Annotated in this window: 18 protein-coding genes; 11 read left to right on the forward strand and 7 right to left on the reverse strand. The window is 33.1% G+C overall.

The genetic code is table 11. The annotated features are described in order from the left end of the window. From Q0891_RS01370 to moaA, 9 genes are read left to right on the forward strand one after another with little or no spacing between them, the layout of a single operon-like run. Positions 1 to 735 (forward strand): sulfite exporter TauE/SafE family protein, encoded by a 735-nt coding sequence (locus Q0891_RS01370; RefSeq protein ID WP_367179552.1) that lies wholly within the window; start codon positions 1 to 3, stop codon positions 733 to 735. Beyond that, positions 736 to 1,314: a molybdenum cofactor guanylyltransferase gene (locus tag Q0891_RS01375; RefSeq protein WP_299098269.1), complete on the forward strand. Its 579-nt coding sequence runs from the start codon at positions 736 to 738 to the stop codon at positions 1,312 to 1,314. Next, positions 1,314 to 2,117, forward strand: a complete 804-nt coding sequence (gene cobA / locus Q0891_RS01380) for a uroporphyrinogen-III C-methyltransferase (RefSeq protein WP_299098270.1) — start codon at positions 1,314 to 1,316, stop codon at positions 2,115 to 2,117. The genes Q0891_RS01375 and cobA overlap by 1 nt, the downstream gene beginning before the upstream one ends. Position 2,118: 1 nt before the next feature. Then, positions 2,119 to 2,703 (forward strand): bifunctional precorrin-2 dehydrogenase/sirohydrochlorin ferrochelatase, encoded by a 585-nt coding sequence (locus tag Q0891_RS01385; RefSeq protein ID WP_299098271.1) that lies wholly within the window; start codon positions 2,119 to 2,121, stop codon positions 2,701 to 2,703. Position 2,704: 1 nt separating this feature from the next. Beyond that, the gene (locus tag Q0891_RS01390; protein WP_299098272.1) at positions 2,705 to 2,941 is read left to right on the forward strand and encodes a MoaD/ThiS family protein; all 237 of its coding nucleotides are present in this window, start codon (positions 2,705 to 2,707) and stop codon (positions 2,939 to 2,941) included. Positions 2,942 to 2,943: 2 nt separating this feature from the next. Beyond that, complete coding sequence (locus Q0891_RS01395) at positions 2,944 to 3,996, forward strand: HesA/MoeB/ThiF family protein (RefSeq protein WP_299098273.1); 1,053 nt, start codon at positions 2,944 to 2,946, stop codon at positions 3,994 to 3,996. Further along, on the forward strand, positions 3,977 to 4,405 hold the full coding sequence (locus Q0891_RS01400; RefSeq protein WP_299098274.1) for a molybdenum cofactor biosynthesis protein MoaE: 429 nt from the start codon (positions 3,977 to 3,979) through the stop codon (positions 4,403 to 4,405). Before Q0891_RS01395 ends, Q0891_RS01400 begins: the two co-directional genes overlap by 20 nt. A gap of 5 nt (positions 4,406 to 4,410) precedes the next feature. Continuing rightward, positions 4,411 to 5,316, forward strand: a complete 906-nt coding sequence (gene moaCB / locus Q0891_RS01405; protein WP_299098275.1) for a bifunctional molybdenum cofactor biosynthesis protein MoaC/MoaB — start codon at positions 4,411 to 4,413, stop codon at positions 5,314 to 5,316. 2 nt (positions 5,317 to 5,318) lie between these two features. Beyond that, the gene (moaA, locus tag Q0891_RS01410) at positions 5,319 to 6,326 is read left to right on the forward strand and encodes a GTP 3',8-cyclase MoaA (RefSeq protein WP_299098276.1); all 1,008 of its coding nucleotides are present in this window, start codon (positions 5,319 to 5,321) and stop codon (positions 6,324 to 6,326) included. A 4-nt stretch (positions 6,327 to 6,330) separates the two neighbouring features. Here moaA and Q0891_RS01415 read toward each other — a convergent pair whose 3' ends face one another. From Q0891_RS01415 to nirB, 7 genes are all read right to left on the reverse strand, one after another. Then, complete coding sequence (locus tag Q0891_RS01415) at positions 6,331 to 7,773, reverse strand: rubredoxin (RefSeq protein WP_299098277.1); 1,443 nt, start codon at positions 7,771 to 7,773, stop codon at positions 6,331 to 6,333. Beyond that, positions 7,770 to 11,291, reverse strand: a complete 3,522-nt coding sequence (locus tag Q0891_RS01420) for a nitrate reductase (protein ID WP_299098278.1) — start codon at positions 11,289 to 11,291, stop codon at positions 7,770 to 7,772. Before Q0891_RS01420 ends, Q0891_RS01415 begins: the two co-directional genes overlap by 4 nt. A 226-nt stretch (positions 11,292 to 11,517) precedes the next feature. Beyond that, entirely contained in the window at positions 11,518 to 12,180 is a 663-nt protein-coding gene (locus Q0891_RS01425; RefSeq protein WP_299098279.1) for a response regulator transcription factor, read from the reverse strand. 52 nt (positions 12,181 to 12,232) lie between these two features. Then, positions 12,233 to 14,050 carry a type IV pili methyl-accepting chemotaxis transducer N-terminal domain-containing protein gene (locus Q0891_RS01430; RefSeq protein ID WP_299098280.1) on the reverse strand — a complete coding sequence of 606 codons (1,818 nt, stop codon included), beginning with the start codon at positions 14,048 to 14,050 and terminating at the stop codon, positions 12,233 to 12,235. A 12-nt stretch (positions 14,051 to 14,062) separates the two neighbouring features. Further along, complete coding sequence (locus tag Q0891_RS01435) at positions 14,063 to 14,644, reverse strand: DUF4202 domain-containing protein (protein ID WP_299098281.1); 582 nt, start codon at positions 14,642 to 14,644, stop codon at positions 14,063 to 14,065. Between the two features lie 29 nt (positions 14,645 to 14,673). After that, positions 14,674 to 15,051 carry a nitrite reductase small subunit NirD gene (gene nirD / locus Q0891_RS01440; RefSeq protein WP_299098282.1) on the reverse strand — a complete coding sequence of 126 codons (378 nt, stop codon included), beginning with the start codon at positions 15,049 to 15,051 and terminating at the stop codon, positions 14,674 to 14,676. Positions 15,052 to 15,069: 18 nt separating this feature from the next. Beyond that, a complete protein-coding gene (gene nirB / locus Q0891_RS01445) occupies positions 15,070 to 17,586 on the reverse strand; it encodes a nitrite reductase large subunit NirB (protein WP_299098283.1) in 2,517 nt (838 codons plus the stop codon). A gap of 611 nt (positions 17,587 to 18,197) precedes the next feature. Here nirB and Q0891_RS01450 point away from each other — a divergent pair. Together Q0891_RS01450 and Q0891_RS01455 are read left to right on the forward strand one after the other, a co-directional pair. Further along, positions 18,198 to 18,866 carry a Crp/Fnr family transcriptional regulator gene (locus Q0891_RS01450; RefSeq protein ID WP_299098284.1) on the forward strand — a complete coding sequence of 223 codons (669 nt, stop codon included), beginning with the start codon at positions 18,198 to 18,200 and terminating at the stop codon, positions 18,864 to 18,866. 427 nt (positions 18,867 to 19,293) lie between these two features. Beyond that, positions 19,294 to 20,685: a CmpA/NrtA family ABC transporter substrate-binding protein gene (locus Q0891_RS01455; protein ID WP_299098285.1), complete on the forward strand. Its 1,392-nt coding sequence runs from the start codon at positions 19,294 to 19,296 to the stop codon at positions 20,683 to 20,685. Positions 20,686 to 20,707 lie beyond the last annotated feature (22 nt).

Below are 20,707 nucleotides of genomic sequence, written 5' to 3' on the forward strand. Positions count from 1 at the left end.
ATGCCAACAGAAATATGGGTCATTTTTTCTATTGCTTTAATTGGCATTGCATTTCTGTACGCAAGTGTTGGCCATGGAGGCGCAAGTGGGTACATTGCTTTAATGGCAGCATTTTCATTTCCTGTAGACTATATAAAACCGACAGCTTTAATCTTAAATATATTCATTTCCGGAATCTCATTTTGGTATTTTAAAAAGCACAATCATTTTAAATGGAAACTGTTTTACCCTTTTGCAGTGGCATCTATTCCTGCTGCATTTTTAGGAGGCTATATCACTATCGATGCGCAAGTGTATAAAATAATCTTAGCTGTTTTTTTATTGGTTGCAATTTTCAGAATCGTGTTTTCTTCTAAAGAAAGTAGAACCACTAAAGTTGAATTTAAAACCCCTTTCGCCTTAGGAATTGGTTTTTTTATTGGCTTATTCTCAGGAATGATTGGTATAGGAGGTGGCATTATTTTAAGTCCAATTATCATCCTTTTAGGTTGGGGAAACATGAAAGAAGCTGCAGCAATTTCCGCACTCTTTATTTTTGTGAATTCCGTTGCAGGTATTTCTGGTTATGCGTTTAATCATTCCATTTCAGTAGAATCCTTCAAATTAATTCCTATCGCACTTGTTGGAGGCTTTTTAGGTGCCGTTTATGGTAGTCATAAAATCCCGAATACGGTTTTAAGAAACATACTTGCCATTGTATTATTAATAGCTTGTTTTAAACTGACATTGATATAAATGAGCACTAAAAACAACATATCAGTTTATATTTTATGTGGCGGATTAAGCTCGCGAATGCAAGAAGAAAAAGGACTTGTTTTGTATGAAGACAAACCGTTTGTAACACATATTATTGAAGCTGTTCTTCCAATAAGTGAAACTATAGTTTTAGTCACAAAAAATGAAAATTATAAGCAATTTGGATTTCCGTTAATTGCAGATATTTATGAAAACAAAGGGCCTGTTGGAGGCATTTATTCAGCATTAAATCATTCAGATAACGAATTCAATCTGATTTTAAGTTGTGATATCCCGAATATAAAAACCGCTGTTTTAAATACTTATTTGTTGAATAATTTTCAAGACCATTCAATTACCTATTTAAAAGATGATGAAAGCGATTATCCATTAATCGGAATGTATTCAAAACAAGTAACGTCTCTTTTTAAAACTGCAATTTCAGAAAATAAACTAAAACTTTTAGACCTTATAAAAACGACGGATTATAATACCATTCAGATAAAACCTGAAGATAAAATAGCCGTAAAAAACATAAATACAAAAGAAGAATTAACAGCTTTAAGCCAATTAAAATAATGACAGAACACACAAATAAAAGACCTAAGGTTGTATTGGTTGGCGCTGGACCAGGAGACCCAGAATTGCTAACGCTAAAGGCAGTTAAAGCACTCAAAAAAGCAAAAGCTGTTTTGTACGACGCCTTGGTAAACGAATCTATTTTAGAACATGCGCCAAATGCAGTTAAATTGTTTGTTGGTAAACGAAAAGGTGCACATGCTTATTCGCAAGATGAAATCAATGATTTGTTAGTAGAATACGCTGAAAAATATGAATATATCGTTCGGTTAAAAGGAGGCGACCCTTTTGTCTTTGGAAGAGGAAAAGAAGAAACAGATTATTTAGAAACCTTTGGCATTAGAACCGCAATTATTCCAGGAATCACGTCTGCAATAGCTGTTCCTGCTGCGATTGGTATTCCTGTAACACAACGAACCGTTACTGAAAGTTTTTGGGTTATTACTGGCACAACATCCAACAGAAAATTATCTGAAGACGTAAAATTCGCGGCTAAATCTTCAGCAACGGTTGTAATTTTAATGGGAATGGGAAAACTAGCTGAGATTGTTTCAATTTACAAGCAAAACAATCGTGAGAATTTGCCTATTGCAGTTATTCAAGATGGTACAAAAAAGGATGAAAATTCCGGTGTTGGCACTATAAATACTATTGAAGCTATTGTAGAAGAAAAACAGCTAACGAGTCCTGCAATTATCATTATTGGCGATGTGGTTAATGGTCATAAAAGTGCATTGACTTATTTTAAAGAATCGTTTATAGAGGACGATTTTATATATCAAAATTTAAACTTAAATCCATAGTATGGAAAGAAACGAATTATACCCAATATTTGTAAAAGTAGACCAACTCAATGTCTTAATTGTTGGTGGTGGAAATGTTGGTTTAGAGAAACTCTCTTTTCTTTTAAAATCGAGCCCAAATGCGAATGTAGAAGTCATTTCTATAGAATTTATGCAAGAGTTAAGAGATTTGGCAAGTAAGCATTCAACGGTTAAACTTACTGAGAAAGCTTACGATATTTCAGATTTAGAAAAGCGACATATGGTTATTGGTTGTACCGACAATCTCGATGTGAATTTGCAAATAAATCGCGAAGCTAAAGCCAAATATTTATTGGTAAATATTGCAGATACACCAGACCAATGCGATTATTATTTAGGTGGCATTGTTACCAAAGGACACGTAAAAATTGCGATTTCTACTAACGGGAAATCGCCAACTACGGCAAAACGTATTAGACAGTTTTTAGAAGATGTCATTCCGGAAGATATCAACGAAATGGTGCTTAATCTCAATGAGTTTAGAAAAACCATTAAAGGGAATTTTGAAGAAAAAGTAGAAAAAATGAATCAGGTTACAAGAGACTTGGTTAACAAAAAAAAGTAATATGGCTGTTATAAAATATTATGGCGCAATTGCCGAAGCTACAAAATGCAGTGAGGAACAACTTACGGTTTCAGACTTAAAAATTTCAGATTGTTTGGCGCTTTTAAATGAAAAGTATAACCTAAAGACGTTTGATGTTTCTGTAGCATTAAATCAAAATTTAGTAGACATAGATAGTACAATTAAATTAAGTGATAACGATGAAATTGCATTGTTACCACCATTTGCAGGAGGTTAATTTTGGAAAGATATAATAGACAAATACAATTACCACAAGTTGGTGCAACAGGTCAGCAAAAACTAAAAGACGCAAAAATTTTAGTGGTTGGCGCTGGTGGTTTGGGCTGTGCAATTTTGCCGTATTTAACAGCTTCTGGCATTGAACACATCGGAATTATTGATGGAGACACCATTGAAGAAACCAATTTGCAACGTCAAATTCTGTATACAGAAACGTCTATTACTCAGCAAAAAGTCGTTGTTGCAAAACAACAATTAAAAGCTTTAAATTCTAATGTAAATATTGAAATTTATAATTACTATTTGTCTGGAGAGAATGCGTTAGAGCTTTTTAGAAACTACGATATAATAATCGATGCCACAGACAGTATACAAACGCGCTATTTAATTAATGATGCGTGTATAATTACAAATAAACCCTTTGTTTACGGTTCTATTTATAGGTTTGAAGGTCAGGTTTCGGTATTCAATTATAAGAATGGACCAACCTATCGATGTTTGTTTAAAAACGATAAAGCGAAAGTATCCAATTGCGAAACGGCTGGTGTTTTAGGAACAACTGTTGGTTTAATTGGGATGCTTCAAGCGAATGAAGTTATAAAAATGATTTTAGAAACAGGCGACGTTCTATCAGGACAACTTTTGGTTTATAACACCTTAAATAATTCTCAGAATTGTATCAATTTCAAAAAGTCTGAAACAAAAAGTATTGATGAAGCCTTTTTTAATTCAGAATATAAAACCCATAAAATAGAAGCCGTTTGTGTAAATGAGGCTATTTCTCAGAACGTCATATGTATAGATGTTAGAGAATTGCACGAAACCCCAAAATTAGAACTTTCAAATGGTCTTCAGATTCCCTTATCAATTCTAGAATCGAAGATTAAAAATTTAAATAAAAACGAAAACTATGCGGTTTACTGCCAAAGTGGAAAACGCAGTTTAGAAGCCATTAAACTATTGAAAAACCATCAATTTCAAAATGTAAAAAATATTGAAGGTGGTGTAATTTCAATGCAACAAAAGATCAACAATGAAAAAAGTATTTATTAACGGACCAATTACACCAGCATTTATAGCCAATTCTATAGAAAAACATCAAACTAAGCACAGTATTGGTGCGCACAATATCTTTTTAGGGCAAGTGCGAGCAGACGTTGTAAATGATAAAACCGTTGCAGGAATAGACTTTACGTGTTACGAAGAGATGGCGCATCCTATTTTAGACGATATTAGAGAAAAAGCGTTTAAGACATTCAACTTAACATGCATGCATATTTACCATAGTTTGGGGGAAATTAAAGCTGGCGAAGTCTGTTTTTTCGTTTTCGTTTCGGCAAAACACAGTAAAGAAGTGTATGCAGCTACAGAGTATTTAGTCAATATTGTAAAAAAGAAAGTGCCCATATTTGGAAAGGAAATTTTTGAAGATGAATCGCACCAATGGAAGGTTAATAAATAATTAAAATGGTAGATATTACGCATAAAATCAAAACACTTCGTGTGGCAACAGCAGAAGCCACTGTAAAAGTGAGCAAGCAAGAAACTATTGATGCGCTTCAAAATAATACAGTACCAAAAGGTAATGTGTTTGAGATGGCAAAAACGGCTGGTCTATTTGCTGTAAAAACCACGCACAATGTGATTCCAGATTGTCATCCGTTACCAATTGAATACACGGCAATTACCTATAAAATTGAAGGTTTAGAAGTAAAAATCAGCTTAACCTTAAAAACCATTTATAAAACTGGTGTGGAAGTAGAAGCTATGCATGGCGCTTCGGTTGTGGCATTAACCATGTACGATATGTTGAAACCAATTGACAAACACATTGAAATAGGAAACATACGATTAGTTGAAAAACGCGGTGGAAAAAGTAGTTTTAAAACCAAGCATCGTTCACAATTAAAAGCGAGTGTTATTGTGTGTTCAGATTCTATTTCCGAGGGTAAAAAAGAAGATTTTGCAGGAAAAGCCATTATTGAAAAATTGAAGCAAAGTGACATTGAAATTAGTAATTATGATATCATTCCTGATGAAATAGAAGCCATTAGAAACAAAGCCATGCTGTATTCTGAAACCTCTAATCTAGTCATCTTTACAGGTGGAACAGGCTTATCGTACAGAGACGTTACACCTGAAGCTTTAGAGCCAATTTTAGAACGACGAATTCCTGGTGTAGAAGAAGCCATTAGAAGTTACGGACAAGACCGAATGCCTTATGCCATGTTGTCTAGAAGTGTTTGCGGTACTATTGGAGACAGTTTAATATTGGCATTACCAGGTTCAACAAATGGCGCCAAAGAATCTATGGATGCTGTGTTTCCACATTTAACACATGTTTTTAAAATACTAAAAGGTCAGCAACATTAATAATGCAACAACCAAACGCCATTTTAACAGATACTTTAGGTAGAACACACAACTACCTTAGAATCTCGTTGACCGAAAAATGCAATTTACGTTGTACGTATTGTATGCCATCTGAAGGTGTGCAATTAACACCAAGACAACATTTAATGAATGCAGAAGAGGTTTATGAAATTGCAAAAGTGTTTGTGGCGAATGGTGTAGATAAGATTAGATTAACAGGAGGCGAACCTTTGGTAAGGAAAGATTTTAGAGACATTTTGAAGCGTTTATCTTCTCTAAAAACAACACTTTCCATTACCACTAACGGTATTTTAGTTGACCGATTTATTGACGATTTTAAAACTTACAGACTCAAAAACATCAATGTGAGTTTAGATACTTTAGATGCTGAAAAATTCAATCACATCACAAGACGAAATCAATTTGCTAAAGCCTACGAAAATATTCATTTGTTAATTGAAAATGGTTTTAAAGTAAAGCTAAACATTGTTTTAATTAAAGGATTTAATGATAATGAAATTGTTGATTTTATTGAGCTGACGAAAGCGTTGCCAATTTCAATTCGGTTTATAGAATTTATGCCTTTTGATGGTAATAACTGGAATAAATCAAAACTTGTTACACAACAAGATATCTTAGAACAAACCACAAATCATTTTGGAGCTGAGAATTTGATAAAGCTTGAAAATGAAAACAACTTTACATCTAGAGATTATAAAATTTCTGGTCATAACGGCGAATTCGGAATTATAAGTTCTGTGAGTAATCCTTTTTGTGATGGTTGTAATAGAATTCGGCTAACAGCCAACGGCAAAGTTAAAAACTGCCTATTTTCTAATAATGAAACGGATATTTTAACCGCTTTAAGAAACCAAGAATCTATTGAAGAGTTTATAGCAAAAGCCATTTATAAAAAATTACCAAAACGAGGTGGAATGAATAGTTTTGAGCAATTAAATGACCCAAAACAACATTCTAACAATAGAAGTATGATTACTATTGGAGGTTAGTAATTTAACTTATTTTTTTTGTAAAAATCTTTTTTTCAAAATGACTTTTTGGTGCATCACAAAGCGAACATGTGTAATTATTATCTAAAGCTTCAAAAGCTGTATTTGGTTCAATATTTTGAGTAATATCGCCATACTCTTGGTTGTAAACTGTTAAGCAGTCCCTGCATTGGTACACTTCAAACTCAATTTCTTCTTCAGTGTCTTCTAAAGTTTTTATTTCATCTGTGTCAGAACCTAATTGTTCAAAATATAACCGACTCAGTTCCATCAGTAAATTTGGCAATTCTGCTTTGTCAACTTCTTGTACGTGCACAATATAATCTCTAGTATTTGGGTCGAAATTTTTAGCGTATAATAAGTTGTAGGTATCTCGTATTTTAAAATCTTTTAAACCAGTAGGAGGCGTATTTTTCTCAATAACAATAGAAGTAAAATAATAGGCTTTTCTAGTATATTCAGTAATACCAAAAGTTAAGCCGTAGGTACTAATATCGTTAGTGTCAAAATAGTCAACTAAGTATTTCTTTAGTTTTAAAGCATCATCATTAGCTACAGGTAAATGCCAATTTAACTCGAGCATAGAATGCCTAACATTGATACCATGTTTTCCTAGAAATTTTTCCCAATGTAATTTAGCACTCACAGGTATATCCTTTACAATAAAAGATTTCCATGGCGTGATAGATATTTTTCCAATTTTACAATCAGAACATAAATCGCACATGGCTTTTAAAAAGTCTAGATCGTATCGGTTATTCCTCCAATATAAACCTAGCCAATATTTGTCGCCACCAATTCTATTCATGCCTTCGTAATAAGGAAATGGATGGAATGGTACGTGTAATTGCTTGTCTATAGTGATGTTATTCGTTTGAATAGCATCATTAACCAAATCAAAAATCATGTCTATTGTTTCAGGTTCTTCTTTGAGAAGGTTTTCTATAACTGTTGCCACTTTAGCCATGTCCCAACTATAGATTAAAACAGGGTAGATTTCCATTTTTTTCCAAAAAGGTAAACGAATATACAGGTACCAATAATCTTCTTGTTCTGAAGCAATAAAATTAAGGTGTCCAGTAAATAAAGGAACTAAACGTTGTTTTGGATCTGTAATATTTATCTTTAAACGATGTTCATTTCTAAATTGTTCTAACACATACAAATACTTGTCTCCTGTAAGCCAAGAAGTATTTGGAAAAATATCTGCAGAAACATAAGACGACATAATATTTTCTGAATGGTCTCTTTTGGGATTAACCATCTGAAAACCTTCAATCGTTTCTGTTTTTTCGCTATTTAGGTCATCTGGAAATAATATATCTTGTCTTGAACCAAATGATATCACATCAGAACCTAAATCCTCTGCAGATTGACAAATTAGTTTTAATTCTGCTGGAGACAAAACACCTCCTTTTATAATCAATCTCGTTAGTCTGTTTATCATACTAATTCTTTTTGGGCATTGAGAATTTCTCTAACCTCTGTTTTACAACTGCCACAACCAAGACCAGCACCAGTTTGCTTGCATAGATCTGTGAAGTTAGTACAACCATTGGTAATAGCTTCGGCTAAATTACCTTCACCGACTTGACTACAAGAACAAATTAGTTTTCCTGAAACGGGTTTATCATTTGAAGCACCTCTTAATAAAGAATCTCTTTTATTAGATAATTCTACCTTACTTTCAATAAGGCCTTTAAATTCTGCAAATTCATTTTTATCACCAACTAAAACGGCGCCAACTAACAAATCATCCTTAACTATACATTTTTTGTAATAGCGTTTACTCATGTCCGTAAAAATGATTTCCTCGTAGCTTGGGTCGTTTTCTGGCACAGATATATTACCTATACTACAAAGGTCTAAATTGCTAAATTTTAATATATTCATAGCTACTGAGCCTTTGTAAATACTACTAATATCTCCTAAAATAAAGTTAGCTAATATGGCTGCCTGTTCTTCTGCTGCAGATGTGATACCTAATAAGGTGCTTTTGAATTCTGCAATCTCACCGATAGCAAATATATTTGGGTCTGAGGATTGTAAATGTTGATTTATTTTAATGCCTCGACCACAAGTAATTCCGCAAGTTTTTGCTATTTCTATATTTGGCCTAGTGCCTATAGCATATACAATAGCGTTAGATTTAAATGCTTTTCCACTTTTTAGTGTTATTCCTAATTCGTCAGTGTCCTCGTCATTAAAAACCGTACTTACTTCGTTAGAAAAATAGACCTGAATACCTAATTCTTGTACATGCATAGCAAGTAATTTACTAGACAATTGGTCTAATTGTCTTTCCATAAGTCTAGAGCCTCTTTGAATAATGGTAATATTTACATTTTTGTGTTTTAAAGCTGCAGCGAGTTCTAGCCCTAAAAGGCCTCCTCCAACAATGGTTACGTGTTGTTTGTTTGCAGGTAAGTTAGTTGCGTTGAGGTAAGATTTAAACCTGTCAGCATCTGTTTTGCTTCTTAGTGTAAACCTTCCTGGCAGTTTTAGTTGTACGTCATTTGGTACAAAAGCACGACTACCAGTTGCCAATATGAGCTTATTATAAGGATGTGTATTACCATTATTGTCAATAGCTAATTTATTAACTCTGTCAATTTCAACTATAAATGTATTACCAAATAAATCTATTTTTAGTTTTTCTAATTCAAGATCTTTTATTTTTTGAAGTTGCTCCCAAGATAATTCCTCAGTAACATACTCCGGAAGTAAAACACGATTGTAAAAAGGATTATCTTCTTTTGAAAATACACTGATTTTATCCGTTTCATTATGATCGCGATAATTCTGAACAAATCTAAAAGCAGCGGCACCTGCACCAACTACAATAATCTTTTCTTCTTGTTTTTTGTATTTTGAAACAGAAACACGAGTGTATTTAAAATCGGGTTCTTTTGATATAGGGTCAACGAGCGTATTGGTTAAATTGTTAGCTCTATTTAGGTCACTCTGCAGTTGTTTTCCCCAATGCATTGGTAAAAACACAACGCCAAGTCTAACGTTGTTTGTGAGTTTAGCTCGTACTCTAACAACACCATTTCCACTTCTAACTTCTACAACATCACCATCTTTAATTTTGTTAACATAGGCATCTGCATTGTTAATTTCTAAAACAGGACTAGAGTAATGGGTTTTTAATCTAGAGACCTTACCCGTTTTTGTCATGGTATGCCATTGATCTCTTATTCTTCCAGTTGTTAAAATTAAAGGGAATTCTAAATTTGGATGCTCAGATGTGTTTTTTGTTGTCGCAGGAATGTTGAAAATTGCTTTTTGAGAAGGTGTATAGAATTTTTTGTCTTCAAAAAGTCGAGGTGTTCCTTTATGTCCAGACGAGGGAACTGGCCATTGAAAGGTGCCTTCATTTTTTAATCTTGTATAATTAAGATGAGAAATATCAATGTTTGAACCTTTAGTCATGGCGCAGTATTCTTGATAAATCTCGCTTGTAGAATTATAATTGAAGCCATTAAAATCCATTCTGTTTGCAAAATCACATAAAATTTCTACATCTGGCCTTGCTTCGCCTGGTGCTTCGAGAGCTTTAGGTAAATACGATATACGACGCTCAGAATTGGTCATGGTACCTTCCTTTTCTAACCATGCAGCAGCAGGAAGTACTAAATCTGCATAGTCTACTGTGTCTGCGTTTTTTGAAATATCTTGAACGACAACAAATTTGGCATTTTTAAGAGCTTTTTCAATACGATGAGAATTGGGCATGCTTACCATTGGGTTGGTGCAAATAATCCAAATGGCTTTCATTTTTCCGCTTTCTAAGGCGTCGAACATTTCGGTTGCTGTAAGTCCTGGATTTGGAGATATCTTATTTACATTCCAAAATTCAGCTACATCATTTCTATCTTTTTCGTTTAATAAATCTTTATGAACGGCTAATAAATTTGCCATACCTCCAACTTCTCTTCCTCCCATTGCATTTGGTTGGCCTGTTAAAGAAAAAGGCCCAGAACCTGGTTTGCCTATTTGACCTGTAATAAGGGATAAATTAATTAATGAGAAATTCTTATAAGTTCCAATAGCACTTTGATTAAGTCCCATGGTCCACATGCTTACAAAACCGGTAGCATTACCAATCATTGTAGCTGCTTTTTTTATTTCATCTACAGTTATACCGCAAATATGTGCAGCTTCTTTAAGCGAGGTAGATTGCACATGTTTTTTATATTTTTCAAAATCTTCAGTATGATTTTTAATAAAGTTTTTATCAATTTTTTTTCGGTCAATTAAGCGTCTTCCTATGGCATTATTAAGAACAATATCCGTTCCTGGAATAATTTGAAGGTGTAAATCTGCAAAATTTGCAGTGTCTGTTTTTCTTGGGTCTACAACAATAATTTTAACGTCAGGATTGTTTTCCTTATGCATTTCTAATCGTCTAAAAAGAATTGGATGACAATACGCAGGATTTGCGCCTGTAATGAAAAAGCAATCTGCTAATTCAATATCTTCATAAGAAATTGGGACAGAGTCTTCGCCAAATGCTTTTTTGTAGCCAACAACGGCAGAACTCATGCATAATCTAGAGTTAGTATCAATATTATTGGTGCCTAAAAAACCTTTGGTAAGTTTATTGGCTATATAGTATTCTTCGGTTAAACATTGTCCGGAAACATAAAACCCTACACTGTCTGGACCGTATTTATTAATAATAGATTTAAAAACACCAGCAGCTCTATCTAAGGCAGAATCCCAAGAAACACGTTCATGAGGATGAGACCGACTCCATCTCATTTGGGGATACAAAAGCCTGTCCGAAGTGTCTTTAGCTACATAATGAAGATTCATGCCTTTAGAGCATAGCATTCCTTTATTTACAGGATGCTCTTTATCTCCTTCAACAGTGATATTGTCATTTGAATCTTTTTTTACAATGATTCCACAACCTACGCCACAATAAGAACACGTTGTTTTAATTTGATTTTGCTGCACAAGACTTATTTTTAATGAGAACTGTTGATAACGAGGTTACCTTCTAATGAATTACCAATTTTGGAAATTAATAGAGTTAACAGTTATAAAAGTAAGTATTAATACGTAGTTTAAATCTTAAATTCTAAGTGTTTTTGATAATTTTATCAAAAAAGGAATGTATTCGCAAATTTTCTATAATAACACAACAAAGTGTGCTTTAAATTGCTAATTGCGTCAAAAATATCTAATTGAAATTATATTCTGCCGCTTTATTTGATAGTTCAATAAGGTTCTTTACCTGCAGTTTTTTCATAAGATTAAAACGGTGTACTTCGGCAGTGCGCTTGCTTACTTCTAATTCGGCTGCAATATCCTTATTACTATTCCCCTTTAAAACTAACTTAAGAATTTGTTTTTCTCGCTTTGTTAATTGAAATGGATTTTCAACTATCATTTCTTTTGGGCTTTCAGAGGGTGTGCGCTTATTGGTAAGATTATTAACAATGATAGCAGAAATATCACCTGTAAAATATTTTCCGCCTGAAGCTATAGTTTGTAATGCTTTAAGAAATTCTTCTTTGCTTGCTCCTTTTAAAAGGTAACCATCTGCACCAGCCTGAATAGCATCTAATACATATTCTTCAGAATCATGCATTGAAAGCACTAATGTTTTTATACCTGAATAATTTTTTTTTACTTCTTTTACGACCTCAATACCGTTCATCTTTGGCATTCTTATGTCCACAACGAGTAAATTGGGCTTTTGATTTTTTAAAACCTCAAGCGCTTCGAGACCATTTGAAGCTTCGTCAATTACAGTGATTCCTTGCTCTTCTTCTAAAAGTGCTTTTATTCCATCTCTTACCAATACGTGGTCATCAACAAGAACTATATTTAAGTTATTCATAAATACTTAGTAATTTGATAACACAAAAATAGTATTTTTTAAGTAATTATACCTAATTAGATATAGGTATATTAAGCGTAATGCGCGTTCCGTTTTCTGGTGAAGAATCTACAAAAAATCGGCCATTTATATAAGAAATACGCTCTTTCATAAACATCATTCCCATACCACCAGACTCCTTAGATGGATTTTTACTATTGTTAGTGTCAAAACCAACGCCATTGTCATCTATGATAATACTTAGTATACTGGTGCTGTGTGACAGCGTTACTATTATATGGCTAGATTGGGCATATTTTATTGCGTTATTTATGGCTTCTTGTGTTATTCTGTAAATGTTGATTTCAATTAATGAATCTAATCGTTGGTCAAAATTCGTTTTATTGTAAAATTCTATTTTTTTATTTGTGAATTTATTAAGCTCCTTAGTAAGTTTGGTTAGCGCAGGAATAATGCCATAATCCCCTAATTCTGGAGGTGCAAGATTAAACGTTGCTGTTCTTACGCCTTGAATAATATTTGAGGCCAATTCCTTTAAATACTCGACTTTAACTGCTGCTTTTTCTATATCATTAGGATTTATGCTTTCTAAATTAAATTTTAAACCTGTAAGCATTTGGCCAATGCCATCATGAATATCTTTTGCAATTCTATTTTGTTCCTTTTCTTGGTTTTCTATGATTTTACTTGCAATTAACTTTTGTTGATTCATGCGCTCTTTATAGCGCTCGTTAGAAAGTTTTTCTACTTCTAATTGTGCATTTTTTTTAGAAGTTATATCTGAAGAAATAATTATGAATTCAGATTTTTCATTAACGCTGTAAAATGGAATAATATACATTTCTAGCCATACGGTTTCATTATTTTTTTTAGTGGCTTTTACCTCACCTTGCCATCCAATTTTACTATTATAAGCTAATAAATCATCTATAACTTTTTGTTCACTTTTGTGTATAGAAATGATTTCAGATAATTTTAACCCTTGTGTAAAATGAGAGAGCTTGAATAATCTTGAGAATTTGTCACCAATATGAATAATTAAACCATTAGCATCTACTCTGGCGAATAGAAGTGTTCTATCCATTACCTCGTTTAATTTCCGCAATTCTTTAACTGAATTTTCGTTTTTTTCTCTTAAAATATCTGCATCACGAGCAATTTTTAAAGCCTGTGTTTCAGACTTTAATAAACGTTTTATAGTTGCTTTTACAAATTTTGCTGAAGGCCAAAAAATAAAGATAAATTCACCTAGCAAAATCGCTAAAGTTATGATGACTAAAATTAATTCTAAGTTACGTAAACGATCTACTTTTGTGTTGGCTTCAGCATTGTATTGGTTTACTATTTTGTCCATTAATTGCAGAAAAGGGGCTTCATTTTCTTTAATTAATTCAATGTTTTTGGACAAAGAAATATTTGCTGTTTCTGGGTTAGCTTCTACCGTTTGTATAATGGAATTTGCTGCTTTTAAAATGGATTGATGATAAGGATTAACCCTTTTAAACATGGCAATAATGGCTGGGCTATTCTCTCCTGGTAAATTAATACTGTCACTTCCTTTTTGTAATCCGTTGTGAGAAGTTTCCCATAAACTTAGTGTTTTTATGAGCTGGTTTTTTAGCTCATTTTTTTCTTCAATATTTTTTTCAGTGGAGATTAACAAAATTTCTTTTGTGATTCTCTGACTTAACATTCTTTGCCGACCAGCAACATTAATGACGGTAGAATCACTTTGTTGATCATCTAAATAATTTCTAACAAATATTTGGCTAATAAAAACAGACAAGGCAATAGCACTTAGCGCAATGATATATAAGCGCCTAAGCTTACTAAAAGTACGATTATCTAATGAGCCAACATTGGTTGTCATTGTTTTTGAGTTTTATTCTAATGCTTTTTTAACTAAGGAGAGTCCTTTTGAAGAAAGGTCTAATTGCAACGCTAATTCTTGCCCTTTTGCTGACATTTTTCCCCAAGTTTTTTGAAGAATATCAATAATTTTTTCGTCAGTATGTTTTGCTATAAAATCCTCTAAGTAATATTCTAAAAAAACCAAACATGCAACATCTTCTAATGATTGCGTTTCTGTATCTTTTTTTATTAGTTTTTTATTTATTAAAAATGAAACACGATCAACAAATGGTTTGTCATAACCAACACTATTTAAAATTTGACTCGTGATTTCTGAATGCATTTTTTTGAGGTCATTTCGCCATTGAAAATATCCAATTTTATCCATAGGATATGATTTTCGTTCTATTTGCCAACGACCAATATGTTGCGCTCTAATGGCTATTTGAAGTTCTTCAGAAGCATTAGCGTCTACGTCAAGAAGTTTACTCATCATGCGCTGTGAGTATAGCAATTCTTTAGGAAATTCTTTGCCTTCATACGCGATAGAATTAGGGTCTTCAGAATTTTTTTGATCTATTAAGGCAATTGCTTTTTCAAATTTAGTTTTCAAAAGAGAAGGATTTAATGTAATTTCTAAATCTATTCAGAAAATCCAATATACACAATGTTATTTTCAATTTTTACAGGGTAAGTGGCTATGGCACCTAAATCTCCATTAAGATTTTCTCCTGTTTCTAAAGAAAAAGTTTTTTTGTGCATTGGGCAAGCAACTTTGGGAATACCTCCTTGATCTCCAATCATTCCTCTAGATAAAACCATTTCTAGTTTGTGAGGGCAAAGGTTTTGGCAAGCATACCAAGAGTTGGTTCTTTTAAAATTATAAACAGCAATTTGTTTGTCTTTGTATTTTACGCAGGCTCCACCATCCGTAGGGAAATCGTTTACCGAAGCGACCTTAAACCAAACTTTTACGCTTTTAACTTGTACAGTTTTATAATTTTCTAGAATTGAATCCATAGTTTTTTGTTTTAAATATTACCAAGCCTTAGGCATTTTTTGTTCTCTCATTGGAATAAATACTAAGTTGTCATCTTCTTCGTCACTATTAATAAAATGATTAAAACGCTTCATCATTTCAGGGTCATTTACGGCTTGGGTCCACTCGCATTCAAATTTATTAACCAATGTTTGCATTTCATTATCTAAGTCTTCAGCAATACCAAGTTTATCTTCTATTATCACTTCTTTAAGATAATCTAAGCCGCCTTCTAATCGTTCTTGCCAAGCAGCAGTTCTTTGCAAAGGTTTTGCCGTACGCATATAAAACATTAAATAGCGATCTAAGTATTTAATAACAGTTTCATTGTCTATTTGTTCTGCGAATAATTCAGCATGTCGAGGATTTGCACCACCATTCCCTCCTAGATATAAATTCCATCCACCTTCTACAGCGATTAATCCAAAATCTTTTCCTCGTGCCTCAGCACATTCTCGTATACAGCCAGAAACACCTCCTTTAATTTTGTGAGGCGCACGTATACCACGATATCTGTTTTCTAGCTCAATTCCGAAAGAAACACTTTCGTCCATACCATAACGACACCATGTTGAGCCAACACAAGTTTTTACGGTACGTAGAGATTTACCGTAAGCGTGTCCGCTTTCAAATCCATGACTGATGAGTTCTTTCCAAATTAAGGGTAATTGTTGTAGTGTTGCTCCAAATAAATCTATTCTAACACCACCTGTTACTTTGGTGTATAAATCATATTTCTTCGCAATTTGACCTAATGCAATTAACTTGTCTGGCGTTATTTCACCACCAGGAACTCTTGGTACTACGGAATAGGTTCCGTTACGTTGAATATTCGCTAAAAATCTATCGTTAGAATCTTGTATAGCATATTCTTTATTTGCTGTGTCAGCATTAATTGTTGCCATCAATGAAGCTACAAGAGGTTTGCATAATTCGCAACCATGACCACCATTGCCATGGTTATCTAAGACTTCATTGAAATTAGTATACCCTTTAACTTGAATGATTTTGTAAAGATCTTGTCTGCTTAAGTCAAAATGCTCGCAAACACCTTCTTTTACTTCAATACCTAACGCTTTTAATGTAGAGTTCGTTAGGTCAGTTACCATTGGTTTACATCCACCACAGCCTGTGCCAGCTTTTGTGCAACTTACAACACCAGCTACATCTGTAGCGTCTCCGTTTTCAATAACGCTACATATTTGTCCTTTTGTAACACTCTCGCAAGAACAGACTTGTGCTTCATCTGGCAAATCAGAAACATCGCCAAAAGAGGCGCCACCTTCACTGGCAGGAAGAATTAATTGGGCAGGATCTTCTGGGATTGCCATGCCGTTTAAGTAAATTTGATGTAGCATATTATAATCTGCTGCATCACCAACTAATATGCCTCCTAGTAGAGATTTTCCATCAAGGCTTACGTTGATTCTTTTATATAAATGTTGTGTTTTGTTCTCAAAAATAATGGAATGTCCTTTAGATGCTGGCATAAAGGGTTCTCCAAAACTAGCAACGTCTACACCTATTAGTTTTAGTTTGGTGGACATGTCTATTTCATCTGGCATTAAAACATCGCTTTGACCTAATATTTGACTAGCTGCTATTTCTGCCATATCGTAACCAGGTGCAACCAAACCATAAATCATATGATTATAAAGTGCAACTTCACCTATGGCAAAAATATTTTGGTCAGAAGTTTGCATTTTATTGTTAACAACAATACCTCCACGAACTCCCATTTCTAAATCACAAGTCTTACCGAGTTCGTCCCTTGGACGTATACCTGCTGAAATGATTAACATCTCAACATCTAACTTGTCATCCTCTCCAAATTCCATTCCTGTGATAAAGCCATCATCTCCTAAAATTTGATTTGTTGCTTTACTTAAGTGGATATTTAAGCCAATGGACTCTAGTTTTAACTGTAATACTTGACTACTTCTTAAGTCTAATTGTCTTGGCATTAATTTAGAAGCAAATTCTACAATATGAGGTTCTAAGCCCATATCCATAACAGCCTTTCCGGCCTCTAAACCTAATAATCCACCACCAAGTACTGCAGCTCTTGCATTTGGGTTGTTTTCTTTAATTTTAGCAGCATAACTCAACATGCGCTCTAAATCTTCAATAGTTCTATAAACAAAAACGCCTTCTTTTTCAACACCTTTTATTGGTGGAACAAACGCAGAAGAGCCCGTTGCTAAAACTAAATAATCATAAGGAAACTCTTCTTCGCTAACACTAGTAATTGTTTTTTTACCTCTATGTATATCTGTGATACGAGTATCTGTAATAAGTTGAATATTGTTTTCTTCATACCATGATCTTGGAGCCATTTCTAAGGCTTTAGCGTCTTGGTTTTCAAAAAACTCACTTAAATGAACACGATCGTATGCTGGTCTTGGTTCTTCACCAAACACAATAATTTTATAATTTTCATGTCCTTCCTTAGTAACAAATTTTTCACAAAACTTGTAGCCAACCATTCCGTTTCCTATAACAACTATAGTTTTCATAACATTTGGATTTACATATCAAACTCAAAATTAAGTATAAATACGTAATAAATTATACATAGAAACGCATATCTGATGTTGTAATACGTATTTTTGCGAAAATCAAAATTTATCCTCACTTAAATACCAATTTGATTAAAAAGAAGCGCGAAAAATCAGAATTGCGATGGTTGAATTCTTATTTTTCGTAATAATCTGTTGTAGAATTTGTTATGATGTGTTTGGTTTATTGTGTCTAATGTGTTGTAATTAAATGATTATTAAGTGTTTGTAGTCAATGCGCTATACTTTAAAGTAATAAAATACGATACTCTTAATATTCAAGGTTCTTTTTTGAGTAATTGTAATTTCTTTGTAGCCCTATTTAAGGAATGCATAATAAAACAAATACGTACGTAGTTTTGTTGCTATAATATTGCGTATATATACTTAGTTTTATAATATTGTTGTAATATGAATTTTTAAAACTTAATACGTATTAATACTGAATTGTTAGAAAATAAGCATTTAGTATTCTTGCAAACGTCCATAAAAACGCGAGTTTTAAATTTGTTGAATTAATTATGGCTGTACCAGCAATACATTGTAAAACTTGTGCTAATCAAAATTGTTTGATTAAGAAAAATATCGAATTAGATTCAATTCAAGAATTTATGGAAGATAGAAGCACTATTGTTTGTAAAAGTGGTCAGCAATTTGTTATGGAAGGCGCTCCAACAAATGGTTTATTCTTTATGAATAAAGGGAAGGCTAAAGTGTTAAAAACAGGAATTTACGGAAAAGAGCAGATTCTTCGTTTTGTAACTAATGGAGAGATAATTGGGCATCGTGGATTTGGTATTCGTGAAAAGTATTCTATTGGAGCTGTCGCCTTAGAAGATTCTATACTATGTAATTTTACCGATAAAACATTAAAGCTGATGCTTAAAAAGATCCCTGAATTAACCTATGATCTTATGTTGTTTTATGCCTATGAATTGAATAAGACGGAATCTAAAGTTAAAGCCATTGCACAAATGACAGTTAGAGAAAAAGTTATTGATGCGTTATTATATATAAATAGAAAATTTGGCACAAATCATAAAGGTTTACTAGATTTAAAACTAAGCAGAAAAGAAATCGCGGGTTTTGCTGGTACAACAGATGAGCAGGTTACTAGAACCATATCTGCACTTAAGAAAGAAAATTTAATCTTTGCAATTGGCAAACGTATTGGTATAGTAGACGTAGAGCAGCTTAGAAATGAAATCTCTGAACACAATTATTTTTTAAATAGTTAACATCAAATAACTACAATCCACTCTATATTTTGGTAAATACTAAGTAATTAAAATCTAACGTTATGTTGGTATTTGATTTAGTATTTAGCTCAAATTCTTCGAAATTAATTAATGGTCAACGCCAAAACTTCATATTTAAATACAATAATTATAACTTTTACTTAGATAAATAAGCTTAATCTTTATAGTTAATACTTAGGTAATTAATTTTATCTAAGTATTTTTTTTGATTTATAATGATTTGTAGTTGTGTTGTTTATAATAATAATATGTAAAACTACAGTTTTTGATTTGTTTTAAGGTGGTGCGTGAGCTACGGAAAAAACGTTTTTATACTAGTGTTTTGCATGTGTTGTTTAAAAGTTCGCTTCTATATTTGTCTCATATAAGTATTAATACTTAGATTAACTACAAAATCAACATAGATATGAAGACATTATTATCAAAATCTACATTTATTTTATCACTAGCAGTTTTATTATTTGCTTGTGGCGAAAGTGAAAAAAAAGAAACTGTAGAAAAAGAAATTGCTGAGGTTTCAACAACAAAAACTTTAGAAATTGAAAAGCCACAATTAACCTTTGGTTTTATTAAACTAACAGATATGGCACCATTAGCAATCGCTAAGGAAAAAGGCTTTTTTGAAGATGAAGGTTTATTTGTTTCAGTTGAAGCGCAGTCTAATTGGAAAAACGTTTTAGATCGTGTTATCGATGGTCAATTAGATGGGTCACATATGTTAGCGGGTCAACCTATTGCTGCAGGAGCAGGTTTTGGTCGTCAAGCTAAATTGGTTACTGCTTTTTCAATGGATTTAAACGGAAATGGTATCACAGTGTCAAATGATGTTTGGTCTAAAATGAAGCCAAATGTTCCTAAAGATTCAGAAGGTAAACCAATTCATCCGATTAATGCAGAAGCGTTAAAGCCTGTTATTGATCAATATAAAACAGATGGTAAAGCATTTAAAATGGGTATGGTATTTCCTGTATCTACACACAATTATGAAATTAGATATTGGTTAGCTGCAGCTGGTATTCATCCAGGAATGTATACTGCTGATAACGTGCAAGGACAAATTGATGCAGAAGTTTTATTATCTGTAACGCCTCCACCACAAATGCCAGCAACGTTAGAGGCAGGTACTATTTTTGGATATTGTGTAGGTGAGCCATGGAATCAGCAGGCCGTTTTCAAAGGAATTGGCGTGCCTGTAGTAACGAATTACGATATCTGGAAAAATAACCCAGAGAAAGTATTTGTTATGACAGAGAAGTTTGTTGAAGAAAATCCAAATACGGCTATAGCTGTTACAAAAGCATTAATAAGAGCAGGAAAATGGTTAGATGAGCCAAGTAATAGAGCAGAGGCGGTAAAGATTTTATCTATGTCTCAATACGTGGGTGCTGATGAAGCTGTCTTAGCGAATTCAATGACTGGTACTTTTGAATTTGAAAAAGGTGACAAAAGAGAGATGCCAGATTTTAATGTATTCTATAAGTATAATGCAACCTACCCTTTCTATTCAGATGGTATCTGGTTCTTAACTCAAATGAGAAGATGGGGACAAATTCCTGAAGCAAAGTCTGCAGATTGGTATGCTAGTACAATTAAAGATATATACAGACCAGATATCTGGAAAAAAGCAGCAACACTTTTAGTAGAAGAAGGAAACATACCAGCAACAGATATACCAGCAACAGACGGTTATAAGCCAGCTACAACAGATTTTATTGATGGTACTATGTATGATGCTAAAGACCCTATTTCGTATATCAATAGCTTTAAAATTGGAAACAAGGATAAGGCAGCACAATAATTAAGATAAGTATTTTTTAAAT

The organism is uncultured Winogradskyella sp. (assembly GCF_947498005.1).
GTDB lineage: Bacteria > Bacteroidota > Bacteroidia > Flavobacteriales > Flavobacteriaceae > Winogradskyella.